Origin of the sequence: Zhongshania aquatica (assembly GCF_027257955.1) — a bacterium.
Classification (GTDB): domain Bacteria; phylum Pseudomonadota; class Gammaproteobacteria; order Pseudomonadales; family Spongiibacteraceae; genus Spongiibacter; species Spongiibacter aquatica.
Map to the genome: position 1 here is coordinate 11,017 of NZ_JANZNQ010000020.1, position 22,708 is coordinate 33,724.

Consider the following 22,708-nt stretch of genomic DNA (forward strand, 5'->3'; position numbering starts at 1 on the left):
TATATGCGTAATTTAGTTTCGATACTTCTCGCCACATTTATCTGTGTATTTAGCCTTGACGTTAAGGCTTTGCCAGAAACCCTGCCGACAGATCTGGTTTGGCAAACAAACGTGAGTGATCCAATTTTTGCCGACCCGAATGCAAAACGCGGAGGCCGATTTCGCACCTTTGTAACCACTTTTCCGCTGACACTTCGCCTAGTGGGTCCGGATTCGAATGGCAGTTTTGCCGGCTATATGCGGTCTAATAATTTGAGTTTGGTTGGCATTCATCCCGATACGCTAAAACCCATTCCAGAGCTCGCAACAGAATGGGCGTTTGGCAGCGACGGTCATACTATTTATTTTCATTTAGACCCCGATGCACGTTGGTCTGATGGTACTCCTGTTACTGCAGATGACTTTGTTTATGGCCTAGAGTTTATGCGCTCGAAATATATTTTAGCGCCGTGGTATAACAACTATTTTAGCGAAATCATCACCGGGCTGGTCAAATACGATGACCACACCATCGGTATCGAGGGCGCGACACCAAAGCCCCAAAACGAGATGCTGTTTGAATATAGCGTCTCACCTGTACCGGCCCACTTTCACAAACTAGACGAGAACTGGGTGCGGGATTACAACTGGCGTATAGAACCCAACACCGGCCCGTATCTGATCAGTGAAATACGCAAGGGCAAGTACATCGAATTCACCAGAAAAAAGGACTGGTGGGCCAACGATAAGCGCTATTTTAAATACCGATATAACCCAGACCATATCCGCGTAAAGTTAATCCGTGATCTCAATATTGCCTATCAGTATTTTCGTAAGGGCGAGCTGGATACCTTTCCCCTGCTAATGCCCCGCTTTTGGCATAAAAAGGCCACTGGCGATATTTATGACAAGGGCTATGTCGGCAAAATAAAATTCTACAATGACGTTCCGCAACCCATCAGCGGCCTGTTTTTAAACGAAGATGCTACGCCACTCGACGATATCAATGTTCGCTACGCCATCGCCCATGCGCTCAATGTCGATAAAGTCATAAATACGGTATTACACGGTGATTATGAGCGTTTAGAAACCGCACATGATGGATTTGGCGACTACACAAATAGCTCAATTCGGGCGCGAAAATTTGACCTGAAAAAAGCAGCTGAATATCTCGACAAAGCCGGTTGGAGTGAACGAGGGGATGACGGCATTCGCGTCAAAAACGGCGTGCCTCTTAGAGTACGCATTACTTACTATAACAGTGGCCACAACGATCGGTTGGTAATCCTCGCTCAAGAAGCGCGCAAAGCGGGTATAGACTTTCAATTGCAACTACTCGATGCCTCTGCCGCATTTAAGCAAATTATGGAAAATAAACATCAAGCCGCTTGGATGGGATGGGCTGGCGGCGGACTGTCTCCGCGCTACTGGGAGTTTTATCACTCCGACAATGCCCACAAACCCCAAACCAACAATGTTACTAACACTGACAATAAAGCCCTAGACGCAAAAATTATGGCTTATCGCACCGCCACTGAAAAAGAGACTCGGGTAAAACTTGCCCATGAGCTTGAACAAATGGTTCACGATCAGGGTTCGTTTATTCCCACGTTTAAAGTGCCCTACACCCGTGAAGCATTCTGGCGATGGATCAAGCTGCCGCCAAATCATGGAACCCGCACTAGCGACGCGCTATTCGATCCGTTGGGCGGTAGCGGCGGGCTTTTTTGGATTGATGCTGAGGAACAGGAGCGAACATTGGAGGCCAAAGATGATGGTGACTCCTTGCCGCCAATCAACATTACGGATAAAACGTGGGTCATTGCGCCATGAGCTTACTGTCGGTGCAAGAATTATCGGTGTCCATTCTGAGTGATGATGGCGCTGCACGTGAGCTTGTCAGCAAGGTGTCCTTCGATATTGAAGCGGGTAAAACCCTAGGGCTTGTCGGAGAATCGGGTTGCGGTAAAAGTTTAACGGCAATGTCGATACTGGATCTATTACCCAAGCCACAGGCAAGGCGCAGCCACGGTAAGTTAATATTTAATGGCGAAACGATAAGCACCGCTGCCCCGTCAAGATTGAGGCAAATACGAGGTAAGAATATCGCCGTCATATTTCAAGACCCAATGACCGCCTTGAACCCCGTTCAAACGGTGGCACAGCAAATTATTGAAGTACTTAATATTCACTTCCCTAAGTTGTCTCGTAGAAAACACCGTGAACGGGCCCTAGAACTCCTGCATGAAGTGGGCATTCCCGCTCCAGAGGAACGACTAGCAGTCTACCCGCACCAACTGTCAGGTGGCATGCGGCAACGGGTGATGATTGCAATGGCCCTCGCCTGCGAGCCCGATTTACTCATTGCCGATGAACCGACCACTGCATTGGATGTGACGATACAGGCGCAAATCGTACGTTTGTTGAAACGTTTGCAAGAAAAAAATGGCATGGCGATGCTATTCATCACCCACGATCTTGCACTAGTGTCACAGCTAAGCGATCACATTGCCGTTATGTATGCGGGAAAAATAGCCGAGTATGGGCCAGCAAAAGACGTGTTCTCGAAGCCCTGCCATCCCTATACCCAGAGCCTGATTGCGGCATTACCGGGAATAAACTCACCCGCTAAATCGCCATTACTGGCCCTAGAAGGACAAGTGCCAGCCATTGAGAATATGCCGCCGGGCTGCCGCTTTGCCAATCGCTGCCGCCACGTTGCCAATATTTGCCACACTGAAATTCCACAGCAGGACGTAAATACCAACGCCACTATGGTTGCCTGCCATCGATGGAAGGAGATCAAACAGTGAGCGAGTCAATTCTTGAGGTTCAGGGACTGCAGCTGCATTTCTCCCAAAGCAAAGGTATTTTTACGCGCCAGCGCGCCGTTGTCAGGGCCGTAGATGATGTCAGTTTTTCGCTGCGCTCGGGTGAAACCTTGGGATTAGTTGGAGAGTCAGGTTGCGGTAAAAGCAGTCTTGGCAAAGCACTTTTAAATCTGCACCGCCCTACCGCCGGTAAAGTAATCTATCAGGGCCAAAATATCGCGGGATTGTCTGATCGTGCTATGCGGGATTACCGTCGTTCACTGCAAATGATATTTCAAGATCCCTTCGAATCGCTTAACAGCCGCCATACAGTGTCTGCCATTTTAGAAGAGCCACTCATCATTCATCGTATTGGCGATGCGGAATCTCGCCGTCGTCGAGTCGCTGAACTTCTCGACATGGTGGGACTTCCTAGTACCGCGAGCAGTAAATACCCCCATGAGTTTTCAGGTGGACAACGGCAACGCATAGGTATCGCCAGAGCAATAGCATTAAAACCACAGGTTCTGATATGCGATGAGGCAGTATCTGCCCTAGATGTTTCCGTTCAGGCGCAAATACTGAACTTGCTGCTCGATATTCAGCGAGAACTAAATTTAAGCATGCTATTTATATCCCACGATCTCAGTGTGGTTCGCCACATGAGTGATCGGATTGCGGTCATGTATTTAGGTCAAATAGTCGAAATTGGCGAGGCCCAGGCTATTTATAGTCACGCGCGGCATCCATATACCCAAGGCCTATTGGCAGCTATTCCAAAACTTGGCAGCGCGCCGGAAGCGGTTAGTCTTATTGGCGGCGATATCCCCTCGCCGATGGCGCCCCCTTCGGGATGTCGCTTCCATACCCGCTGCGCCTACGCGAAAGATAAATGCAGGGTTGATGCACCGACGCTCAATGTAGATCATGACGGCCACCCTGCTGCCTGTCACTTTTGGAAGGAACTTACCGTCGCCTAAGCTCAACTCCTGATCCACTTTTACAGGCATTAGTAAAATAAAACGCGGCGTTTTACGTCCATTTTTAATCCAATACGGGGTAAACTCTTGCCCTACTAATATCGTAGCCGTTTTGGTGCTTGTCAGTTTTAACTGTCCCGCAATGTCATCGACTCTACTTAAGGCTTACTGTGCGCAATAACTACCCGCCATACAAAGAACGTGTACCGCTGAAATACGCTCGCAGTATGCTGCAAGTCGCCGAAGCCCAAGGCTATAGCGGTGAAAAGTTATTACGCTCACTAGAATTGCCCATCAACCCCTTAGCACCGAATGCCGATCTAGAGACCCTGATCGACGGACGCTATTACAGCCAGATTTATCGGCGCGTCATGTGGCTGCTGCAAGATGAATCCTTTGGATTGGGGCTCGATCAGCGCATGCCTGCGGGCAGTTTCAGAATGCTGTGTTTGTTTATTATTCACTGTGAAACACTAGAGCAAGCTTTGCGCCGCGCCGCAGAGTTTATCAATTTCTGCCGCACTCTTACCGACGTACCGAATACTCATAAACGGCCTATTGAGCGCTTGGGAGACGGCACTGCATTTTATCGTTTTCCGGACAATTCCGATTTAGTCGGCAATAACAATGGCGACTCGGCAACGACCATCGCCCATTCCATGGCTATTTGGCGTCGTTTTTGTCAGTGGTTAATTGGTAAGCCTCTTGAGTTAATTTCCGTGCATTTACAAGCAGACGGCCCAGAGCGTAGTGAATACTTTCATCAACTATTTGGCTGTGAGATACACTTCGGCAGCGAGCATAATGCCTTTCATTTAGCCGAGTACTGTTTAGATTGCCCGCTAATTCATACCGAAGAATCACTGCGTAAGTTCTTACGGAACGCGCCTTACCATTTACTAGTGTCTCAGGAAGACGACGACAGCTCGCTGCTGTCGCAAATGAAGCGAATTGTAGGCAGTGACCTAAGCCATGAATTTCCCAGCGTGGTGGTGATGGCAGAGCAATTGAATATGTCGGTACGAACCTTGCGCCGCCGTTTAAAAGATTTAGACACCACGTATCAACGATTTAAAGATGAGCTTCGTCAGGAGCATGCAACACGGTGGCTAAACCAGCCCGAGCTAAAGGTTAATGCCGTTTCGGCCCTGCTTGGCTTCGACGAACCTAGTGCATTCCACCGCTCATTCAAAAAATGGACAGGAATGACGCCTGGCGAATACCGAGCCAGTCGACAACCCCACATTAACAATACCAAGAGCTAATGAGATCTTAGTATTTACACGAAATAATGAAAGTAACATTATGAATACCCTAGATTTAATACTCTCAACGCCACATCAATTAACCGACGCCGGGCTGGCTGGCAGTCGCCCCATTCCGGCATTGCTGCCGTCGTCAGAACGTGAGTCACATCGTAAGCTGCCTTTTGACAACATGCATAATTTTCGTGATCTAGGTGGCTACCAGACAGCCGATAAGCGACAACTTAAATGGGGCTGCGTGTATCGATGCGACAAGCTATCGTCGCTGTCTGAGCAAGACCAGCATTTTATTTTGCGTCTAGGCATAAAGCAGGTAAGTGACTTTCGCTCCGACGAAGAGCGTGATGAATCGCCACACAAGCTTCCAAGTACGGGTGGTATTAAAGTAAATATTTTACCGATTACCGTCGAAGCGGCGCAAATCGAACGGATTACCGCACGCCTGCAAGCGGAGGACGCTACAGCAGATGACATGGCCCATTTTCTCATAGAAGCTAATCGAGAAATGATAGAGCGTTTCACACCGGTATATCGCCAGTGGCTGGAATTACTGTTGCAAGAAACCAGCTTTCCCCACGTCTTTCACTGCACTGCTGGTAAAGACCGCACTGGTTTGGGCGCGGCCCTGTTGCTTAGCATTCTAGGCGTTCCCTACCAAACCATTTTGCAGGATTATATGGCGACGAATGTTTACACTGCTGCCAGAGTTGACCACATCGTGAATTATGTTCATGAAAAAACGATGTATCAGGTAAACAAAGACGTCATTCGAACCCTCTTCACTGTTCAGGAAAATTATTTAGGCGAAGCCTTCAAAGCGATCGACGAAGAATACGGTGAGATCGATGCTTATATTGAAAATGGCCTCGGCTTAAGTGAAAAGGATCGCGTGAACTTACAAGCATTGTTGTTAGAACCGGCAAGTCACAACTGATGCCAGCCACCGCTATTTTAAACGCGCCCACGGGATCGTTTACGCTGAGTCGTCGGCCGCATCGCGATCGCGAGACATTGCAAGCTTGGGATGCGGCGGATGAGTACCTGCTGCACCATCTCGCAGCTAAAGATATTGCTGTAGATAGTCGCTTTTTGATTGTCAATGACAGCCAGGGAGCGCTGAGTACTGCCCTTGCAGATTATAGCTGCACTCTGTGGGCTGACTCGGCAATCAGTCAGTTATCGAGTCTTGAAAATTGCGCACGCAATGAACGCAAACCACCATTATTTGTGCCTGCGACCGAAATCCCACAGGGCAGCTATGATTATATTTTATACAAACTCCCTAAAAGTCGATCATTGCTGAAATATCAATTGCAGCACCTTGCGCCATTAATCGCCGCACCAGAACGCTTTATTGCAGCCGCTATGGCGCGTCACATCGATCATCATGTGGTCACGCACTTTGCCGACTACCTAGCCCCAGCTCGACCTAGCTTGGCGCGTAAAAAGGCACGTCTAATTGAATTATTAGAAGCCCCTACACCCAAAGCGCCAGCTGACGACAGTAAAGTATTGAGCCTCCCAGAACTTGGTCTAACCCTGTGCAACCGCGCAAACGTATTCTCCCGAGACAAGCTAGATCGTGGCAGCCGTCTTATGCTGAAGGGTATTGAGCTACTGCCAAATGCCACACGGGTTGCCGATCTGGGCTGCGGCAATGGTTTATTAGGCATTTCCGCTGCTCGACGGTGGCCTGATGCCAGTATTTATTTTTTTGACGACTCTTTTTTAGCAATCGACTCCGCATGCAAAAATGCTGCATCCAACACGCCGACGGCAGCAGCTAAAGCGCGATATATCGCTGACGATGGTTTATCGAATTACACTGACGAGCCTTTCGATTTGATTTTGTGCAACCCTCCATTTCATCAAGATCATCACGTTGGCGATCATATTGCTAAAACGATGTTTCAGGATTGCGTGACACATCTTGCACCTGAAGGGCGCATTTGTGTTGTTGGTAACCGGCATTTGGGCTACCACGTCCTACTAAAACAGCTCTTTGGCCACTGCGATATTATTGCCTCTGATCCAAAGTTCGTGGTGTTGTTAGCCTACCGTTAACGTGCTTTGCTAGATCCGCACCCCGCCAAACGGATGATGCCCAGATATAACCTGAGTGCTATCTTAGTGCTACCGCTCGATTATCTGGAATGTCTACACCGTAATGCCAATTCACGTCGTTTTTGTTTGCTTAGGCAATATTTGTCGCTCACCCGCCGCCCAAGGAGTTTTTGAACACCTACTAGAGCGCACTGGCTTGGGCGAACAGATTACCGTGGACTCCTGTGGTACAGCGGCATTCAATATTGGCAAATCACCAGATCCCCGCTCGATAGCGGCGTCACTGCGTCGCGGCATTCAAATTGACCACCAAATCGCGCGCCAAATTGACGATACCGACTATGATCTGGCCAGCTACGTTATCGCTATGGATCGCATGAACCTTACGAACGTCACCGCATGGGCGCCCAAGGGCTACAAGGGTGAAATAAAGCTGCTTATGGAGTACAGCGGGCACGCAGGAAACGCTCAAATCCCCGATCCCTACTATGGTGATGACGCCGCATTCGATCAGGTTATTGCCCAGATTGAAGTATCAGCAGTAGGTCTGCTCAACTATATTTGCGAGAAACATAATTTAACGGCAATTCGATAGGCTAAACCTTTGTCTATCGCAGGATAAAAATAATAGGACTGTACTATGCGCTTTGTCATATCGACCTCATTTAGCATCGTCGCAGATTTAAAAAAGCTTGCTATCGCGGCTGACAATTGTGGTTGGGAGGCTATGTCATTTTCTGACCATGTCGTGAACCCTGAGAAGTTAAATACCCCCTACCCCTATACCGAAGACGGTGAACGCCGCTGGCAGCCATTCTCCGACTGGCCAGATCCCTGGGTTATGATTGGCGCCTTAGCCGCTATTACCACAACGTTGAAATTTACAAATAATATATTTGTATTGCCTATGCGAAATCCCTTTTTGGTTGCCAAGGCGATTAGTACGGCGGCAATTATCTCGGACAACAGGGTGATACCAGCGATCGGCGTGGGCTGGTCAAAAGATGAGTTTGAGCTACTGCAGCAAGATTTCCATACCCGTGGTAAACGCGCAGACGAAATGCTTGAAATCATGCGCCTGCTTTGGACTGGCGAATTGGTCGAATATCAGGGCAAGCACTACCAATTTGCTCCCCTAGAAATGAATCCCGCGCCAAGCGCCTACATTCCAATCTGGGTCGGTGGTATTAGCGACGCCGCGATGCGGCGCGCGGCGAGAATCGGAGACGGCTGGGTAACAGATCTGCAAACCAGTGAAGATATTATGGCCTGCATAAAGAAAATTAATGGGTATCGCCGAGAATATGGGCGCGAGAACCTACCGTTTTCCGTTATGGCCACGCCGTCGGACGCGTTCACACCAGATGCATATAAACGCCTAGAAGACGGCGGTGTTAGCCATATATTGACCCAGCCGTGGCCTTTTTATCACGGCGACACGCAGGATGTTGCGAAAAAAATTGACGGTATTCATCGCTACGCCGACGACTTTATTGCCCCGTGTAGCAGCTAGTTAGAGCGGCTGTTCTTGCGATTGCCGCCAGGGTATATCGATGCCCTTAACGCTGCAATAAAACCACGCTCTCTATATGGTGAGTGTGGGGAAACATATCCGCCATAGCTGCATCTGTAATCTTAAAACTGGCTTGGCTCAATATAGCTAGGTCACGCGCTAGGGTTGCGGGGTCGCAAGAGACATAAACCACTGTTGTAATCGCTTTTTGCTTGGCGATTCGTTCGCACAATTTTTTCGCGCCAGCACGGGGCGGATCAAGAATGACTTTGTGGCAAGACGCTGGAACGATTATTTCCGCGTCATTAAATAAGTCGGCGCAAAAGTACTCAATTGCCAACTTCCCTTCTCTGGCTTGCTGATTCGCACTTTCAATCATGCTTTTGCCAGAATCAAATCCAATCACCTGCGCGCCAGCATCCGCCAAGGCAACGCTGAAGTTTCCCAAACCACAAAAGTAATCGGTGATTCGTTCGCCAGCTTGGGGTGCCAACCAACTGAGACATTGCTTAACTATCTGCCTATTTATTGATGTATTAACTTGGGTGAAATCTCCCGGTTGATAGCGCAATGTCCGGGTATCTGTTGCTTGAAAATACAGTGGCTCATGTGCCCCCAGCCATGACTGTCCTTTGTTTCCGACGACGCTATGCAAAAATGCGGGAGCCTTAATGTCATCAGCCAGTTTTTCACTGCGCTTTAAATCGACAAAGCCCTCTTTCAGTATTCGGATACCAATTCTGCCTCGGAAATCTGCAGTGAGTATGACTTCACCTTTGGCGTTATCACCGAAAAAGCCTTGAATCGGGCCGCGTGATTGTGCCAGCACCGTGTTTAAGCTGTCTTCAAGTAACGGACAGGTATCCACTGGGACGATGTCGTGGCTCGCTTTAGCCTTAAAACCTAAATGCCCGCCTGAATACGCTAAGCGGGCGCGGTGCCGATAGCCGGTGTTCTCCCCATGAAGAATCGATGGGATTAGCGTGGAGGGCGCCGTTGCGGCGATTAGCTTGGCGAATCTGCTCTGTTTATACATTAGCTGGCCAGCATAACTTAAATGCTGAAGTTGGCAGCCACCGCATCGTTCGTAGATAGCACATGGCGGCTCTACTCTATCATCAGACGGTTCAGTGACCTCAATTAACCGGGCTTCGTCAAAGCGCTTGTGTGAACGGCTGATTTTGGCAACAACCTGTTCACCCATTAATGCGTCAGCGATAAACACCACTTTATTATTGTGCCTCGCCACGCCTCGGCCGTCATCGCTGAGGCTGTCAATACGGAGTTCGATTGGACGTGAATCTACTGTAGGCTGTGCTTTTTTACTTGGTTTGAAGGTATTAATACTACGGTGTTTGGCCATTATCGCAGAGCCTTATTCGGAATAAACTGCTGAAATTGCGCAAGACATTCTTGCTTGCGTTGTGCCAGAGCACGCTGCTCATCTGGCGTGTAAGGATTGATTGTAGTGAGTTGGTCACAAGGTATAGTCGAAAAGCGCAGAACCGGTTGTTCATCGCCTCGCATCTTTGGCGACATTTTAACAACAGGTAGAGGTAACTCTTCACTAGCATAGCTCAACGAGCTAATGAGTAATGCAGATAATAACAAGTGCGGCAGTGTTGAATTCAACAAGCAAATCCCAGTTAATTGTTTAGCCTCTCGGTATTTATTCCCACTCACTCGGCATTATTCCCCTGAAATTCAAGGTATTTTACCTTTCTAATACTGTGGTGGATATTTAATTGACTTATTTTTACGTTAGAATGGTCAGCTAAATTGGGTTTATATGTATCCGACATCGGAAGAGCTATGTCTAACACTGTTATTGAAAATGTGAATGTTGATGCGCAAGAGATTCTTATTACTCCTGCCGCGCTAAAAGCTGCCTTGCCGATGAGCGACGCCGCAAAAGAAGTTATCTCTGCAGGTCGTGAGACCGTCAGAAATATTTTAGATGGTAAAGATCACCGCATGTTTGTGGTTGTCGGCCCCTGCTCTATTCATGACGTCGATGCGGCAATGGATTACGCGCGTCGCCTGAAAGTCTTGGCTGATGAAGTTAGCGACACCTTAGTGATCATCATGCGGGTTTATTTTGAAAAACCGAGAACCACGGTTGGCTGGAAAGGTTTAATCAACGACCCCTACTTAAATGACACCTTCAAAATTGAAGACGGTTTGCATATAGGTCGTAAACTCTTATTGGATATCAGCGAACTCGGTCTGCCTACGTCCACCGAGGCGCTTGATCCAATCTCACCACAATATTTGCAGGACTGTATTTCATGGTCTGCAATCGGCGCCCGCACAACCGAATCACAAACGCATCGTGAAATGGCCAGTGGTTTGTCATCGGCTGTAGGCTTCAAGAACGGCACAGATGGTGGCTTGACCGTCGCTTTAAATGCTATTGGCTCTGCAGTTAAACCCCACCGTTTTCTAGGAATCAATGGCGAAGGCCAAGTTGCGGTTATTCATACCCGCGGCAATGCTTATACACATATTGTGTTGCGCGGTGGTAGCCAAGGCCCTAACTACGATTCTGTGCACATTAAATTGTGCGAAGCTGAGCTCGATAAATCCGGTATCCCGCTGAATATTATGGTCGATACAAGTCATGCAAACTCAAGCAAGCAGCCCTCTCTTCAGCCGCTAGTCATAGAGAACGTGACGAATCAGGTCTTAGAGGGCAACACTTCAATTATCGGCTTGATGATTGAGAGTAATATAAATGCAGGCAATCAGAGCATTCCTGAAGATTTGTCGAAGTTAGCCTATGGTGTTTCGGTTACCGATGGCTGTATTGGCTGGGAAGAAACTGAAACTGCTCTGCGGACGATGCGGGAGCGTTTGAAAGACGTGTTACCAAGCCGTAAGCGCTAGTCATTATTGCGTCATATTATCAAAGTGTCCTTTGGGCGCTTTTTTTGCTTATTTTTTGCCTTAGTAAAATCTAAAGGCATCGCTCTGACGTAAGTAGGGTGCTTCACGACCATAATGCATGGTTTTTTGCCCCTATCTCCAGGGGCTTTTTTATTTATAGATCCAACTTCAATTCAGCGTAAAGTGCGCAATGGTCCGATAATGAGCGCCACGGCTCTCCGTTTAGCCGTTTAGCCGCCACGGCAGTAAACCCCCTGAAATAGATTCTATCTAAGCGCAATACCGGCCGTTTAGCAGGGAAGGTTTTGGCGAGTTTGCCATTGATCTCTACTGAAGCTTCGCGCAATTTAAGTGTATGTTTAAAGCGCCAATGCAACGCCCCACTCCAATCGTTAAAATCCCCGGCGATAATTAAAGGGGCATCCTTGGGGATTTTTCGCTCAATGAATTTCATTAAGAGATTGAATTGCTGGTGCCGCTCCCAACCTAAAAGCCCCATATGCATGCAGATTACGTAAATACCAGGCTCGATTACGCTGAGCAGCAAGCCCCGCTGCGATCGTCGATATAAAGAAATATCGACGTTTTCACTTTTAATGATCGGAAATTTACTCAGAATCGCATTGCCGTGATGCCCATGGTCATATACTGCGTTTTTTCCGTAGGAAAAATGCGGCCAAACAGAGTCCGCGAGGAACTCAAATTGGCTCTCGTCTATCCACCCGTCCACCTTGGCCGAATGTTGGCTATTCTCTCCCACCACCTCTTGTAAAAAAACCACCTCAGCATCAACGCTGCGGATGCTCTCGCGAATCTGCTTAAGCAGAAATTGTCGGTTTGCTGAGCAAAACCCCTTGTGCACGTTATACGATAGCACTCTTATAACCGACATCTAACTCTCCTAATCAGGATGACATTTCTTTAACTTCCGACCACTGCCACACCAACAAGGTTCGTTTCTGGGCACAGTTATCGGTGGTAAAATATCACCATCGGTATAAAACCACCGGCCATCTTCAAACTCGAATCGAGACCGCTCATGGAGTTGCCCGCCTTTTTCACCCTCGACAAAAAAAGCAGCAAACTCAACCGCTCCTCTCCTTTGTCCGCCCGCGCCTTGATGGCTGCGAATAATTTTCAGGGACCGCCACTGCGTGTTTCCAAAACTACGCAGTAGCGCCTTGCGGCTTTCTTTCGCGCGGGGATCTTTATGGAGTGTTTCCAAGAGATAGTCAGGATCTTTTATACAGAACGCACTGAACCGCGACCGCATCAAGGTTTCTGCGGTCGGGGCCGCCGTGTTACCACTGATATATTGATAGCAACATTCGGTGAAAGGTTTTGCGTTGCCGCAGTAGCAATGATTTTCGATTGGAAAAACAGTCATTTAAAAGAAATTATGGCGCAACTGGAGCAACGATACCGCTGAGGTCTGTCGCCTCCCAGACCTCAGGGAGAGCCGTTGAACTACGTGTATCTCTGTCAAAACCGACAAGTACGGTTTGACAAGTAGTTGCCAGTTCACCATTTGCGTAAATGCGGTGCTCAATGGTCATACTTTTCGTGCCCATCTTTGAGCACCAAGTATCAACGATTACCAAGTTATCAAAACGAATCTCGCGAATCATGTCCATTTTGACACTGGCAACGACATGGGAAGGATTAGGACTTTTACTAATATTGGAAATATTTTTAAAAAAGGTCACCCGCGCCAAGTCAAAATATTGTGCGTAGTAACTATTCGATACGTGCCCGAGGATGTCTAAATCTGAAAAACGCACCTGAATCTCTGTGCGGGAGTGGGGTAATTTCATGTGGAGTTTTCCTAGAGGGCCGGCTCACGAATACAGGAGCCGGCTGTTACAACTGAACGTCGCTAAGCTCTATTTAAAATAGGCATTCTCGGTATTGGTATGGTCTGTGGTGTCTTTGACACCTGCTATGCCAGGCACCTTTTCAAGCAGGGTCTTTTCCACGCCTTCTTTCAGAGTGACATCGACCATACCGCAGCCTTGGCAACCACCACCAAACTTAAGGATGGCAAATTTATCGTCGGTAATCTCTAGCAAAGACACTTCGCCGCCATGAGCAGCAAGGGATGGATTAACTTCGTTATACAACACATAGTTAATTTGATCCTCAAGTGGACTATTTGCATCAACCCGCGGCAGTCTCGCATTGGGTGCTTTGATCGTGAGCTGACCACCCATACGATCTTTAGAATAGTCAATAAGCGCCTCATCTAAGAAGGGAATACTGCGCCCTTCAAAGTAAGCTTTAAACTGAGGGTAGTCGCGCACGATATCATTGTCGGTCATATCACCTTCTCGACAATAGGCAATGCACGTCTCTGCTTTAGGTGTACCCGGTTGAGTGATGAACACCCGTACGCCGATAACGTCGTCCTGCTTGTTCAAGAGCTCCGCGAGGTAGTCTTGGGCAGATTCTGTGATCGTCACATTAACGGCTGTTTGCTCTGTTGACATAATAACCTCTGTATATCCTGCTGTTTTGCCAAACAATTTCAATGCTGGGCCGTGTATCTGTTAGAATTGCACAGTTTACCACGAAGCCTATTCCGGCCACAGTCCGAGAAGCGCTTTAGCTATTTAATTGTTTTACACACTAGGATATCCATGAGCCAGCCCACACCCCGCATCTCCCAACTTACTCAAGCCCTTCAAGATCGAATATTGATTATTGATGGCGCTATGGGCAGTTTGATTCAAAGCTATAAACTTGAGGAGATGGACTATCGTGGCGCGCGCTTTGCCGACTTCCACAAAGATTTAAAAGGCAATAACGACCTCTTAACGCTGACTCGGCCGGATGTTATCCGCGAAATCCACCAAGCCTACCTCGATTCTGGCGCGGATGTTATCGAAACCAATACCTTTAACTCGACCGCCGTTGCCCAAGACGACTACGAACTTGGCGAAATTGCAGAGGAACTAAATCGGGTCGGTGCAGCTTTAGCACGGGAAGTTGCTGACGCTGAAACCGCAAAGAATCCTGATAAGCCTAGGTTTGTTGCCGGTGTCATTGGGCCTACCCCCCGCACCGCGTCGATTTCTCCCGATGTGAACGATCCGGGCGCTCGAAATATCAATTTTGACCAACTCGTCGAAAATTACTACGCAGCGGCCCGTGGCCTGATTGACGGCGGCGCCGACATTCTGATGATCGAAACAGTATTCGATAGTTTAAACGCTAAAGCGGCGGTCTACGCGGTACTTCAATATTTCGAAGATAGTGGTCAGAAATTACCCATTATGATTTCAGTGACCTTCCCAGACACCAGTGGACGGACCCTTTCTGGCCAAACACCGACGGCGTTCTGGAATTCTATAGCGCACGCAAAACCGCTGATCATTGGAACTAATTGCGGCCGTAGATTCAGTGAGATACGTCCTTTTGTTGAAGAACTTTGTGAGGCTTCAGACTGTTATTTCAGCGGTCATTTCAATGCCGGCCTGCCCAATGAATTTGGCGAATACGACGAAACACCAGAAGACATGCGCGGCGAACTGAAAGAGTTTGCGCAACGCGGATTTCTAAATTTAGTCGGTGGCTGCTGCGGTACGACTCCTGCCCATATCGAAGCAATTGGCAACGCAATGGAAGGCATAGCGCCTAGGCCACTGCCTCAACGCGAGCCAATCTGTCGACTTGCCGGGCTAGAGCCATTCCATATCGGTCCAGATTCTCTGTTTGTGAATGTTGGCGAACGCTGCAACGTGACGGGATCTGCGGCATTTAAACGGCTGATTTTAGAAAATGACTACGATGCTGCCCTCTCGGTTGCTCGCCAGCAGGTGGAAAACGGCGCGCAAGTAATCGACATTAATATGGATGAAGGCATGCTCGATGCGCAAAACGCCATCGTCACCTTCTTAAACCTTGTGGCCGCAGAGCCTGATATCTGCCGCGTGCCCATAATGGTCGATTCTTCAAAGTGGGACGTTATTGAGGCAGGGCTTAAGTGCATTCAAGGCAAGCCCATTGTTAACTCCATTTCGCTGAAAGAAGGCGAAAATGAGTTTCGTGAGCGCGCGCGCTCCTGCTTAAAGTACGGCGCGGCTGTTGTAGTGATGGCCTTCGATGAAGATGGCCAGGCGGATACATTCAAGCGTAAGGCAGATATCTGCAAACGCAGCTACGACATTTTGGTCGATGAAATAGGCTTTCCAGCACAGGACATCATCTTCGATCCAAACATTTTTGCAGTTGCTACCGGCATTGATGAACACAACAATTATGCGGTCGATTTCATTGAAGCGACGGCGTATATAAAGAAAGAGCTCCCCTATGCCATGGTGTCTGGTGGGGTATCCAATGTTTCTTTCTCATTCCGTGGAAACAACGCAGTACGCGAGGCAATCCACTCTGTATTTCTCTACCACGCGATCAAGGCGGGTATGGATATGGGGATTGTAAACGCCAGCCAGCTCGCTATTTATGACGACCTCCCAGCTGAGTTACGAGATCATGTTGAGGATGTCATTCTTAACCGTCGCGATGACAGCACTGAGCGCCTGCTAAATATCGCCGACAAATACAAAGGTGATGGCAGTACTGCTGAAAACAAGGAAGACCTTAGCTGGCGCGAACTGCCGGTAAACAAGCGCATTGAACATGCTCTCGTAAAAGGCATTTCTACCTATATCGAAGAGGATGCCGAGGCTGCCCGTGCCGCGGCGATTAAGCCCATCGATGTGATCGAAGGCGCGTTGATGGATGGCATGAACGTTGTGGGTGACCTCTTCGGCGACGGGAAAATGTTTTTGCCCCAAGTGGTGAAATCTGCCCGCGTAATGAAGCAGGCCGTAGCTTACTTAAACCCATTCATTGAGGCGGGTAAAGAGGTCGGCGCCAAAGCCAACGGCAAAGTTTTAATGGCAACCGTAAAAGGCGATGTACACGATATTGGAAAAAATATTGTTGGCGTTGTGCTGCAGTGTAATAACTTTGAAGTTATTGACCTCGGCGTTATGGTGTCATGCGACAAGATTCTAGAAACAGCCAAACGCGAGAACGTAGATATCATTGGTTTAAGCGGCTTAATCACCCCATCATTAGACGAGATGGTTTATGTCGCCAGTGAAATGGAACGTCTTGGCTTTACTATCCCTCTGATGATCGGCGGTGCAACGACATCTAAAGCCCACACGGCGGTGAAGATAGAGCCCAAGTACACCAGAGACGCCACTGTATATGTGCCAGACGCATCTCGCAGTGTCGCTGTTGCTACGCAGCTAATTAGCCAAGACATGAAAGCGGCTTTTGTCGCTGAACGAAAAGATGAGTATGAGCGCGTCCGTGCACGTCGCGCGGGCAACCAAGGTAAAAAGCGCCTGCATAGCTATGAAGCCGCATGCGAGCTGTCTTATCAGTGGGACTGGGACACCTACACCCCGCCAACGCCAACATTCTTAGGCACTAAAACCTTTACCAACTACCCGCTTGAAGAATTGCGCGACACTATCGACTGGACGCCATTCTTTATCTCTTGGGGATTGTCAGGGAAATATCCAAAACTTCTTGAGGATGACGTTGTTGGTGAAGCAGCACGAAGTCTATTCAATGATGCCCAGCAAATGCTCGACCACATCATTGACGGCAAACTACTTCAAGCCAATGGCGTCATCGGTTTTTGGCCGGCCCGCCGCGCGGGTACCGACGATATAGCGGTACTCGATCCCAAGACGAATGAGCAACTAGCCACATTGCATCATCTTCGGCAGCAGGCACAAAAGCCGGATGACAAGCCCCAAATGAGTTTGGCGGACTATATTGCCCCTGAAAATAGTGGCGTCGCCGACTATGTTGGCGGCTTTGCGGTGACCACCGGTCTCGGTGCGGACGAGCTTGCAGCCAAGTATGAAAAAGCCAATGATGACTACAACTCCATCATGGTTAAAGCCTTAGCCGACCGACTTGCAGAGTCATTCGCGGAAACCTTGCACCGCCGCGTTCGCAAAGAATTTTGGAGGTATGCCCCGGATGAAGAGCTTAGCAATGAGGAATTAATAAAAGAAAGTTACCAAGGTATTAGGCCTGCGCCGGGCTATCCGGCCTGTCCTGATCACACCGAAAAGACGACGCTCTTTAATTTGTTAGATGCAACGAATGAAACCGGCATTATATTGACCGATCATCTCGCCATGCACCCCGCTGCCGCGGTAAGTGGGTTTTATTATTCCCACCCCAAGTCGCGATATTTCGCTGTCGGTCGCATCGGTAAAGATCAGGTAGCGTCGATCGCGAAACGAAAAGGCATGGAAATGACAGCGATGGAGCGTTGGTTATCTCCAAATCTGGATTACGATCCATAGCGGTCACGCTAAGCCGCCGGCACGCGAATTAATTCACGGTTGATAGGAGTATGAAATATGGATCAACAGGATGACAAGGCCAAGAAACCGAGCCTTTTAGCCGTTATAGGCAGTGTAGTGTCAGCAGCTTTTGGTGTACAAAACAGCAAAAACCGTGAGCGTGACTTTACCCATGGTAAGTTTAGGAACTACGTTATCACGGCAATCATTTTTGTTGCTGTGTTTATCACCACCGTATATACCATCGTACAAATCGTCTTAAAATAATGAATTGGCTAAACGTTGCACCCATAAAAAAAGCCGCATTAGCGGCTTTTTTTATGGGTGCGCATTCCGAACTAGGTCGGCATGCCGTGCAGCCAGTAAATTGCAGTGCCTACCACTAACGCTAAAATTGCTATAGTAGCGCACACATCCGCAAAGTTATCTTCGCGCTGTTCTTGGGTTTGATCAGACATAGGAGCCTCATAATACGAGTTAAAGACGCCGAAGTTCGGCAAAAGAAGTTGCAAGTATTGTAGCAAAAAAATGCAGACTGTTTAGGTTTAATTATGCCGTTTTACGGCCAATTCGGGATCAATACGTATCCCTAGGATGCACCTCCCTTATCGACACATCGCATAAGCATTACCCAGAAAATCAGTTAGCGTAATAAGGACATAGTCGTTACCATCTCATTCGATGCGTGAACCGGCGCCCTTTTCTACGTAAAATATGGGCAGGAAATAATGCCGCAGCGTTAAAAATGCATTATTTGCCCACCAAAACTCTTAAGACAAAGGTTTCTATGTATATTTACGACCACTTTGACCGTCAAATCGTCAGTCAGCGTGTCGCCCAATTTCGCGACCAGACGCAGCGGTATCTCGACGGCAAAATAAGCGATGAGCAATTCTTACCGTTGCGCCTTCAAAATGGCTTATACATTCAACGCTTGGCGCCAATGATGCGTATTGCCGTACCTTACGGCACGATGAGCTCAATCCAATTGCGTAAACTTGCTCACATAAGCCGCAAGTATGACAAGGGCTACGCGCATATCAGTACCCGCCAAAACGTGCAATTAAACTGGCCTAAACTGGAAGAAGTACCCGATATTTTAGCTGAACTGTTAGAAGTTGAAATGCACGCAGTTCAAACCAGTGGCAACTGTATCCGCAATACCACGGCGGATCAATTTTCCGGTGTTGCCGCTGACGAGATTGAAGACGCACGTCCTTACTGTGAAATTATTCGCCAGTGGTCAACCTTCCATCCCGAATTTGCGTTCTTACCCCGCAAATTTAAGATAGCGGTGTGTGGATCAAAATCTGATCGGGCTGCGATCATGATGCATGATATCGGTTTACAAATAAGTCACGACACCAGTGGCAAAACCGCATTCAACGTATTCGTCGGTGGCGGCCTCGGACGAACGCCTGTCATCGGCAGTCTTATTTACGAAAACCTTGAACCCCAACATTTATTGACATATTTAGAAGCCATCTTGCGGGTGTATAACCAGCTTGGCCGTCGTGACAATAAATTTAAGGCGCGGATTAAAATTTTAGTTCGCGCCATGGGCGCTGAGGCTTTTAAAGCTGAAGTTGAAAAGGAATGGGCTCACATCAAAGATGGTGACCTGACCCTAAGCGCTGAAGAGATTGATCGTGCTAAGTCATTTTTCCAATCACCCAGCTACGAAACACTAGCACAGCAGGATATGCAGGCGTTGGCCTTGGAAAATGCCGATTTTGCTCGCTGGCTTCAGCATAATACCCATGAACACAAAATACCGGGCTATCGCATTGTTACTCTAGCCCTTAAAACCGTGGGCGTTGCACCGGGAGATATAACTGCTGAGCAGTTTGAAGCGGTCGCAGACCTATCCGAGCGTTACGGCTTTGGCGAAATACGCAGCACGCATCACCAAAATCTAGTACTTCCAGATGTAAAGCAAGCTGATCTACTGGCATTATGGAAAGAGCTAGATAAGCTGGAAGTTGCGTCGCCAACAGTTGGCACATTGAACGATATCATTTGCTGCCCAGGCGGCGATTTCTGCTCGCTAGCGAACGCGAAATCCATTCCCATTGCAGAAGCGATCCAGCGCAGATTCGATGACATCGACTACGTATATGATCTCGGAGAGATTGAGCTTAACATTTCCGGCTGCATGAACGCCTGTGGCCATCATCATATTGGGAACATCGGAATCCTAGGCGTAGATAAAAAAGGCCAGGAGTTTTATCAAGTATCACTTGGTGGCAGCCAGGGCTTAGAAGCCTCACTAGGCGCTATCCTCGGGCCCTCCTTTGCGCAAAACCAAGTGCCCGATGTGATTGAGAAAGTTTTAGAAACCTATGTAAGTCTGCGCCAGCCGGAAGAACGCTTTTTAGACACCTTCCGTCGCGTTGGCATAAACCCCTTTAAGGAGAGCGCTTATGCCTAATATAATTAAAGACCAACAGATTAGTGATGATAGCTGGCAGGTTTGGCGCGACGCGGCAACGCTCCCAGAGTCAGGTGGCTATATTGTCCCTTTGACGCTGTGGCTAGAGCATAAAGACTCGCTTAAAGCCCTTGGGGATATCGCGGTATTTTTAGCAAGCGACGAGTCGCCAAAAGCGCTTGCCAACGATATCACCGAGCTAAACCTGATTGCAGTAGATTTCCCAAAATTTGCAGATGGACGCGGTTTCTCATATGGTCGTGAGCTGCGCGAGCAATTGGGTTATAAGGGTGAGTTGCGCGCCATTGGTGACTTCATGAGAGATCAACTGTATTTCCTAAGCCGCTGTGGCTTTAATAGCTTTGCTCTAGAAAACTCTGATCTTGAAGAGTCTCTAGCAAGCTTTAAGGATTTTTCAGAATCCTACCAGCCGAGTATTGACCAGCGTCTGCCACTATTTCGCCGCCGCTAAGTTTTAATACCAGCATCCGATACCGAAAATGCCGTCTTAATGACGGCATTTTCTATTTCCCTTATTGTTTCATAGCACGCGCCTGTGTGATGATGAAAGCCCGCCGCAGTTAGAGGTACAACGCGTGGAAGCAAGCCTAACCTCATCCTTTTTCATGATATTTAGTGGTGCAGCGGTTCTTGCGTCTATAGCACTTTATACCCGTCAGCCACTATTAATCGCCTATATCGCCCTCGGCGCTATTATTGGGCCCTACGGAACCGGCTGGGTAACTGATCTCAAGCTACTCGCCGAGATCGCAGAATTTGGCATCATATTCCTGCTATTTTTACTCGGTTTGGATATGCAACCGAAATCTCTACTTAGCACCCTAAAGAAAGCAACGGTGGTTGCCATCGCAAGCTCTCTGACCTTTGCCCTCATCGGTTTTGGGCTCGCCTATAGCTTTGGCTTTAGTCGAACTGAAAGCCTTATTGTCGGCGCTGCGATGATGTTTTCCAGTACCATTATCGGTATAAAACTTTTGCCCACTACAGCACTTCATCACCGCCACACTGGCGAATTGATGGTCGGTTTATTGCTATTGCAAGATTTAATCGCCATTTTTGTGTTGTTGGTTTTATTCAGTATGAGCCAAGGCGAGTTCTCTTCTATTAGCCTACTAAGGACCCTAATCGCCCTCCCCATCCTAGTTTTTTTTGCCTTCACCGCGGTACGTTATTTATTATTGCCAATGCTGAGACGGTTCGATCGCTTTCATGAATACATTTTTTTACTGGCCATTGGCTGGTGTTTGGGTATGAGTGAGGCAGCACATTTCTTGGGTTTATCTACAGAAATTGGGGCTTTTTTGGCGGGTATTAGTTTGGCGACAAGCCCCATATCTCAATACATTGCTATCAACCTAAAGCCACTGAGAGACTTTTTCTTAATCCTGTTCTTTTTTTCGCTGGGCGCACGATTTGATCTCGGCTTGCTTGGTGAAATTTTGCTGCCGGCAGCCGTACTAGCAATGCTGATACTCACGCTAAAGCCTATTATTTTCCGCTATTTAATCCACGGAATGAGCGAGACCAAAAAACTCGCTTGGGATTTAGGTTTTCGAATGGGGCAAATTAGCGAATTTTCGTTACTCATTGCTTACGTAGCAGCAGAAATGCTGCTTATTGGTCGAGAAGCGTCTCATCTGATTCAAGCGACTGCGATTATCAGTTTTGTCGTTTCATCATATATCGTGGTCTTCAACTACCCAACACCAATCGGTATTTCAGACAAACTGCGGCGAGATTAATACCCGCCGCAGATACAACTACTTAAAAACGACTGAGAATGTCACCGGAACGACAAGATCAATACCCGCCAAGCCCGCCAAGCTGCGCAACTTGCCGATACCCGGTGCAAGACCAAAGCTATTGGCATTGATGAAAGATGGCGCACTTGTTGTCGCATTGAAGCTACCGTTACTGAGCTTCGTCACAAGCACATTAAACTTAAGTGGCGCTTTTTTACCGTGGAGTGACAACTCCCCGCTTAAGTCCATCGTTTTTTGCTCGCCCATCCCTATCGAATTTAATTCGGCCATATCCAAATTTGTGGTGTAGACCGCGTTTGGAAATAAATCAATTTGAAACAGATGCTCACGCATTCGATCATTTCTAATATCGATACCGCTCGCGACACTACTTAAATCGACGCTCAGTGTTGCTTTGCCGGTATTCTCATCAATATTTCCGCTTACAGACGTAAAGCTCATCAGCTCCGCAACGGAATCATTTTTAATAGTGACAAAATTCAGTACCGACGAATCCGCATCTAACTCAAGTGCGTTCAAACCTGTCAGTGGCAACGAAAGTGCCACCGCGCATATTAACTTCCTCATGTATCTCTCCTTTGCATTTAATCCGCGAGCGTCAATCTCATCGGCATCTCTAGCTTTTATAATTTGATTAGCTATGTCGAGACCAACGAGTTTC

General features: G+C 48.0%; 21 protein-coding genes. 14 read left to right on the forward strand and 7 right to left on the reverse strand.

The annotated features are described in order from the left end of the window. The first annotated feature begins 3 nt into the window (after positions 1 to 3). From O9X78_RS16440 to O9X78_RS16475, 8 genes are all read left to right on the forward strand, one after another. Positions 4 to 1,812 (forward strand): extracellular solute-binding protein, encoded by a 1,809-nt coding sequence (locus O9X78_RS16440; RefSeq protein ID WP_269620821.1) that lies wholly within the window; start codon positions 4 to 6, stop codon positions 1,810 to 1,812. Beyond that, positions 1,809 to 2,792, forward strand: coding sequence for an ABC transporter ATP-binding protein (locus O9X78_RS16445; protein WP_269620822.1), 984 nt, complete (start codon positions 1,809 to 1,811; stop codon positions 2,790 to 2,792). The genes O9X78_RS16440 and O9X78_RS16445 overlap by 4 nt, the downstream gene beginning before the upstream one ends. Continuing rightward, complete coding sequence (locus tag O9X78_RS16450; RefSeq protein ID WP_269620823.1) at positions 2,789 to 3,769, forward strand: ABC transporter ATP-binding protein; 981 nt, start codon at positions 2,789 to 2,791, stop codon at positions 3,767 to 3,769. Before O9X78_RS16445 ends, O9X78_RS16450 begins: the two co-directional genes overlap by 4 nt. 170 nt (positions 3,770 to 3,939) lie before the next feature. Next, positions 3,940 to 5,034 (forward strand): AraC family transcriptional regulator, encoded by a 1,095-nt coding sequence (locus O9X78_RS16455; protein ID WP_269620824.1) that lies wholly within the window; start codon positions 3,940 to 3,942, stop codon positions 5,032 to 5,034. Between the two features lie 40 nt (positions 5,035 to 5,074). After that, a complete protein-coding gene (locus O9X78_RS16460; RefSeq protein WP_269620825.1) occupies positions 5,075 to 5,968 on the forward strand; it encodes a tyrosine-protein phosphatase in 894 nt (297 codons plus the stop codon). Continuing rightward, positions 5,968 to 7,098 (forward strand): methyltransferase, encoded by a 1,131-nt coding sequence (locus O9X78_RS16465; RefSeq protein WP_269620826.1) that lies wholly within the window; start codon positions 5,968 to 5,970, stop codon positions 7,096 to 7,098. The genes O9X78_RS16460 and O9X78_RS16465 overlap by 1 nt, the downstream gene beginning before the upstream one ends. Positions 7,099 to 7,201: 103 nt before the next feature. After that, a complete protein-coding gene (locus O9X78_RS16470; RefSeq protein ID WP_269620827.1) occupies positions 7,202 to 7,693 on the forward strand; it encodes a low molecular weight protein-tyrosine-phosphatase in 492 nt (163 codons plus the stop codon). 45 nt (positions 7,694 to 7,738) lie between these two features. Further along, positions 7,739 to 8,611, forward strand: coding sequence for an LLM class F420-dependent oxidoreductase (locus O9X78_RS16475; RefSeq protein ID WP_269620828.1), 873 nt, complete (start codon positions 7,739 to 7,741; stop codon positions 8,609 to 8,611). Positions 8,612 to 8,657: 46 nt separating this feature from the next. On the opposite strand, the gene rlmD is transcribed toward O9X78_RS16475, so the two are convergent. Both rlmD and O9X78_RS16485 read right to left on the reverse strand, forming a co-directional pair. Next, positions 8,658 to 9,974 (reverse strand): 23S rRNA (uracil(1939)-C(5))-methyltransferase RlmD, encoded by a 1,317-nt coding sequence (gene rlmD, locus O9X78_RS16480; protein WP_269620829.1) that lies wholly within the window; start codon positions 9,972 to 9,974, stop codon positions 8,658 to 8,660. Further along, entirely contained in the window at positions 9,974 to 10,294 is a 321-nt protein-coding gene (locus O9X78_RS16485) for a hypothetical protein (RefSeq protein WP_269620830.1), read from the reverse strand. The genes rlmD and O9X78_RS16485 overlap by 1 nt, the downstream gene beginning before the upstream one ends. Positions 10,295 to 10,423: 129 nt before the next feature. Between O9X78_RS16485 and O9X78_RS16490 the strand changes: the two genes are divergently transcribed. Beyond that, positions 10,424 to 11,497 carry a 3-deoxy-7-phosphoheptulonate synthase gene (locus O9X78_RS16490; protein WP_269620831.1) on the forward strand — a complete coding sequence of 358 codons (1,074 nt, stop codon included), beginning with the start codon at positions 10,424 to 10,426 and terminating at the stop codon, positions 11,495 to 11,497. 154 nt (positions 11,498 to 11,651) lie between these two features. On the opposite strand, the gene O9X78_RS16495 is transcribed toward O9X78_RS16490, so the two are convergent. The 4 genes from O9X78_RS16495 to nfuA all read right to left on the reverse strand — a co-directional run bounded on the left by O9X78_RS16495 (position 11,652) and on the right by nfuA (position 13,983). Beyond that, positions 11,652 to 12,389 (reverse strand): endonuclease/exonuclease/phosphatase family protein, encoded by a 738-nt coding sequence (locus tag O9X78_RS16495; protein ID WP_269620832.1) that lies wholly within the window; start codon positions 12,387 to 12,389, stop codon positions 11,652 to 11,654. Between the two features lie 9 nt (positions 12,390 to 12,398). Next, a complete protein-coding gene (locus tag O9X78_RS16500) occupies positions 12,399 to 12,884 on the reverse strand; it encodes a YchJ family protein (protein ID WP_269620833.1) in 486 nt (161 codons plus the stop codon). Between the two features lie 10 nt (positions 12,885 to 12,894). After that, complete coding sequence (locus tag O9X78_RS16505; RefSeq protein WP_269620834.1) at positions 12,895 to 13,311, reverse strand: acyl-CoA thioesterase; 417 nt, start codon at positions 13,309 to 13,311, stop codon at positions 12,895 to 12,897. A gap of 69 nt (positions 13,312 to 13,380) precedes the next feature. Continuing rightward, on the reverse strand, positions 13,381 to 13,983 hold the full coding sequence (gene nfuA / locus O9X78_RS16510; RefSeq protein ID WP_269620835.1) for a Fe-S biogenesis protein NfuA: 603 nt from the start codon (positions 13,981 to 13,983) through the stop codon (positions 13,381 to 13,383). 150 nt (positions 13,984 to 14,133) lie between these two features. Between nfuA and metH the strand changes: the two genes are divergently transcribed. From metH to O9X78_RS16535, 5 genes are all read left to right on the forward strand, one after another. Beyond that, on the forward strand, positions 14,134 to 17,832 hold the full coding sequence (gene metH / locus O9X78_RS16515) for a methionine synthase (RefSeq protein ID WP_269620836.1): 3,699 nt from the start codon (positions 14,134 to 14,136) through the stop codon (positions 17,830 to 17,832). A 57-nt stretch (positions 17,833 to 17,889) separates the two neighbouring features. Then, a complete protein-coding gene (locus O9X78_RS16520) occupies positions 17,890 to 18,099 on the forward strand; it encodes a DUF2970 domain-containing protein (protein ID WP_269620837.1) in 210 nt (69 codons plus the stop codon). A gap of 520 nt (positions 18,100 to 18,619) precedes the next feature. Next, complete coding sequence (locus O9X78_RS16525) at positions 18,620 to 20,263, forward strand: nitrite/sulfite reductase (RefSeq protein ID WP_269620838.1); 1,644 nt, start codon at positions 18,620 to 18,622, stop codon at positions 20,261 to 20,263. After that, positions 20,256 to 20,735 (forward strand): DUF934 domain-containing protein, encoded by a 480-nt coding sequence (locus tag O9X78_RS16530; RefSeq protein WP_269620839.1) that lies wholly within the window; start codon positions 20,256 to 20,258, stop codon positions 20,733 to 20,735. Before O9X78_RS16525 ends, O9X78_RS16530 begins: the two co-directional genes overlap by 8 nt. A 124-nt stretch (positions 20,736 to 20,859) precedes the next feature. Next, positions 20,860 to 22,026 (forward strand): cation:proton antiporter, encoded by a 1,167-nt coding sequence (locus tag O9X78_RS16535; RefSeq protein ID WP_269620840.1) that lies wholly within the window; start codon positions 20,860 to 20,862, stop codon positions 22,024 to 22,026. Between the two features lie 18 nt (positions 22,027 to 22,044). Here O9X78_RS16535 and O9X78_RS16540 read toward each other — a convergent pair whose 3' ends face one another. Beyond that, positions 22,045 to 22,614 (reverse strand): YceI family protein, encoded by a 570-nt coding sequence (locus O9X78_RS16540; protein ID WP_269620841.1) that lies wholly within the window; start codon positions 22,612 to 22,614, stop codon positions 22,045 to 22,047. Positions 22,615 to 22,708: the final 94 nt, after the last annotated feature.

What these genes read in the sequence shown, in the direction of transcription:
- O9X78_RS16540 (WP_269620841.1), bottom strand. Translation starts at nt 22,614, where the DNA reads ATGAGGAAGTTAATATGCGCGGTGGCACTTTCGTTGCCACTGACAGGT.
- O9X78_RS16470 (WP_269620827.1), top strand. Translation starts at nt 7,202, where the DNA reads ATGCCAATTCACGTCGTTTTTGTTTGCTTAGGCAATATTTGTCGCTCA.
- O9X78_RS16495 (WP_269620832.1), bottom strand. Translation starts at nt 12,389, where the DNA reads ATGTCGGTTATAAGAGTGCTATCGTATAACGTGCACAAGGGGTTTTGC.
- nfuA (WP_269620835.1), bottom strand. Translation starts at nt 13,983, where the DNA reads ATGTCAACAGAGCAAACAGCCGTTAATGTGACGATCACAGAATCTGCC.
- O9X78_RS16465 (WP_269620826.1), top strand. Translation starts at nt 5,968, where the DNA reads ATGCCAGCCACCGCTATTTTAAACGCGCCCACGGGATCGTTTACGCTG.
- O9X78_RS16530 (WP_269620839.1), top strand. Translation starts at nt 20,256, where the DNA reads ATGCCTAATATAATTAAAGACCAACAGATTAGTGATGATAGCTGGCAG.
- O9X78_RS16445 (WP_269620822.1), top strand. Translation starts at nt 1,809, where the DNA reads ATGAGCTTACTGTCGGTGCAAGAATTATCGGTGTCCATTCTGAGTGAT.
- O9X78_RS16440 (WP_269620821.1), top strand. Translation starts at nt 4, where the DNA reads ATGCGTAATTTAGTTTCGATACTTCTCGCCACATTTATCTGTGTATTT.
- O9X78_RS16505 (WP_269620834.1), bottom strand. Translation starts at nt 13,311, where the DNA reads ATGAAATTACCCCACTCCCGCACAGAGATTCAGGTGCGTTTTTCAGAT.
- O9X78_RS16460 (WP_269620825.1), top strand. Translation starts at nt 5,075, where the DNA reads ATGAATACCCTAGATTTAATACTCTCAACGCCACATCAATTAACCGAC.
- O9X78_RS16475 (WP_269620828.1), top strand. Translation starts at nt 7,739, where the DNA reads ATGCGCTTTGTCATATCGACCTCATTTAGCATCGTCGCAGATTTAAAA.
- O9X78_RS16525 (WP_269620838.1), top strand. Translation starts at nt 18,620, where the DNA reads ATGTATATTTACGACCACTTTGACCGTCAAATCGTCAGTCAGCGTGTC.
- O9X78_RS16520 (WP_269620837.1), top strand. Translation starts at nt 17,890, where the DNA reads ATGGATCAACAGGATGACAAGGCCAAGAAACCGAGCCTTTTAGCCGTT.
- metH (WP_269620836.1), top strand. Translation starts at nt 14,134, where the DNA reads ATGAGCCAGCCCACACCCCGCATCTCCCAACTTACTCAAGCCCTTCAA.
- rlmD (WP_269620829.1), bottom strand. Translation starts at nt 9,974, where the DNA reads ATGGCCAAACACCGTAGTATTAATACCTTCAAACCAAGTAAAAAAGCA.
- O9X78_RS16490 (WP_269620831.1), top strand. Translation starts at nt 10,424, where the DNA reads ATGTCTAACACTGTTATTGAAAATGTGAATGTTGATGCGCAAGAGATT.
- O9X78_RS16500 (WP_269620833.1), bottom strand. Translation starts at nt 12,884, where the DNA reads ATGACTGTTTTTCCAATCGAAAATCATTGCTACTGCGGCAACGCAAAA.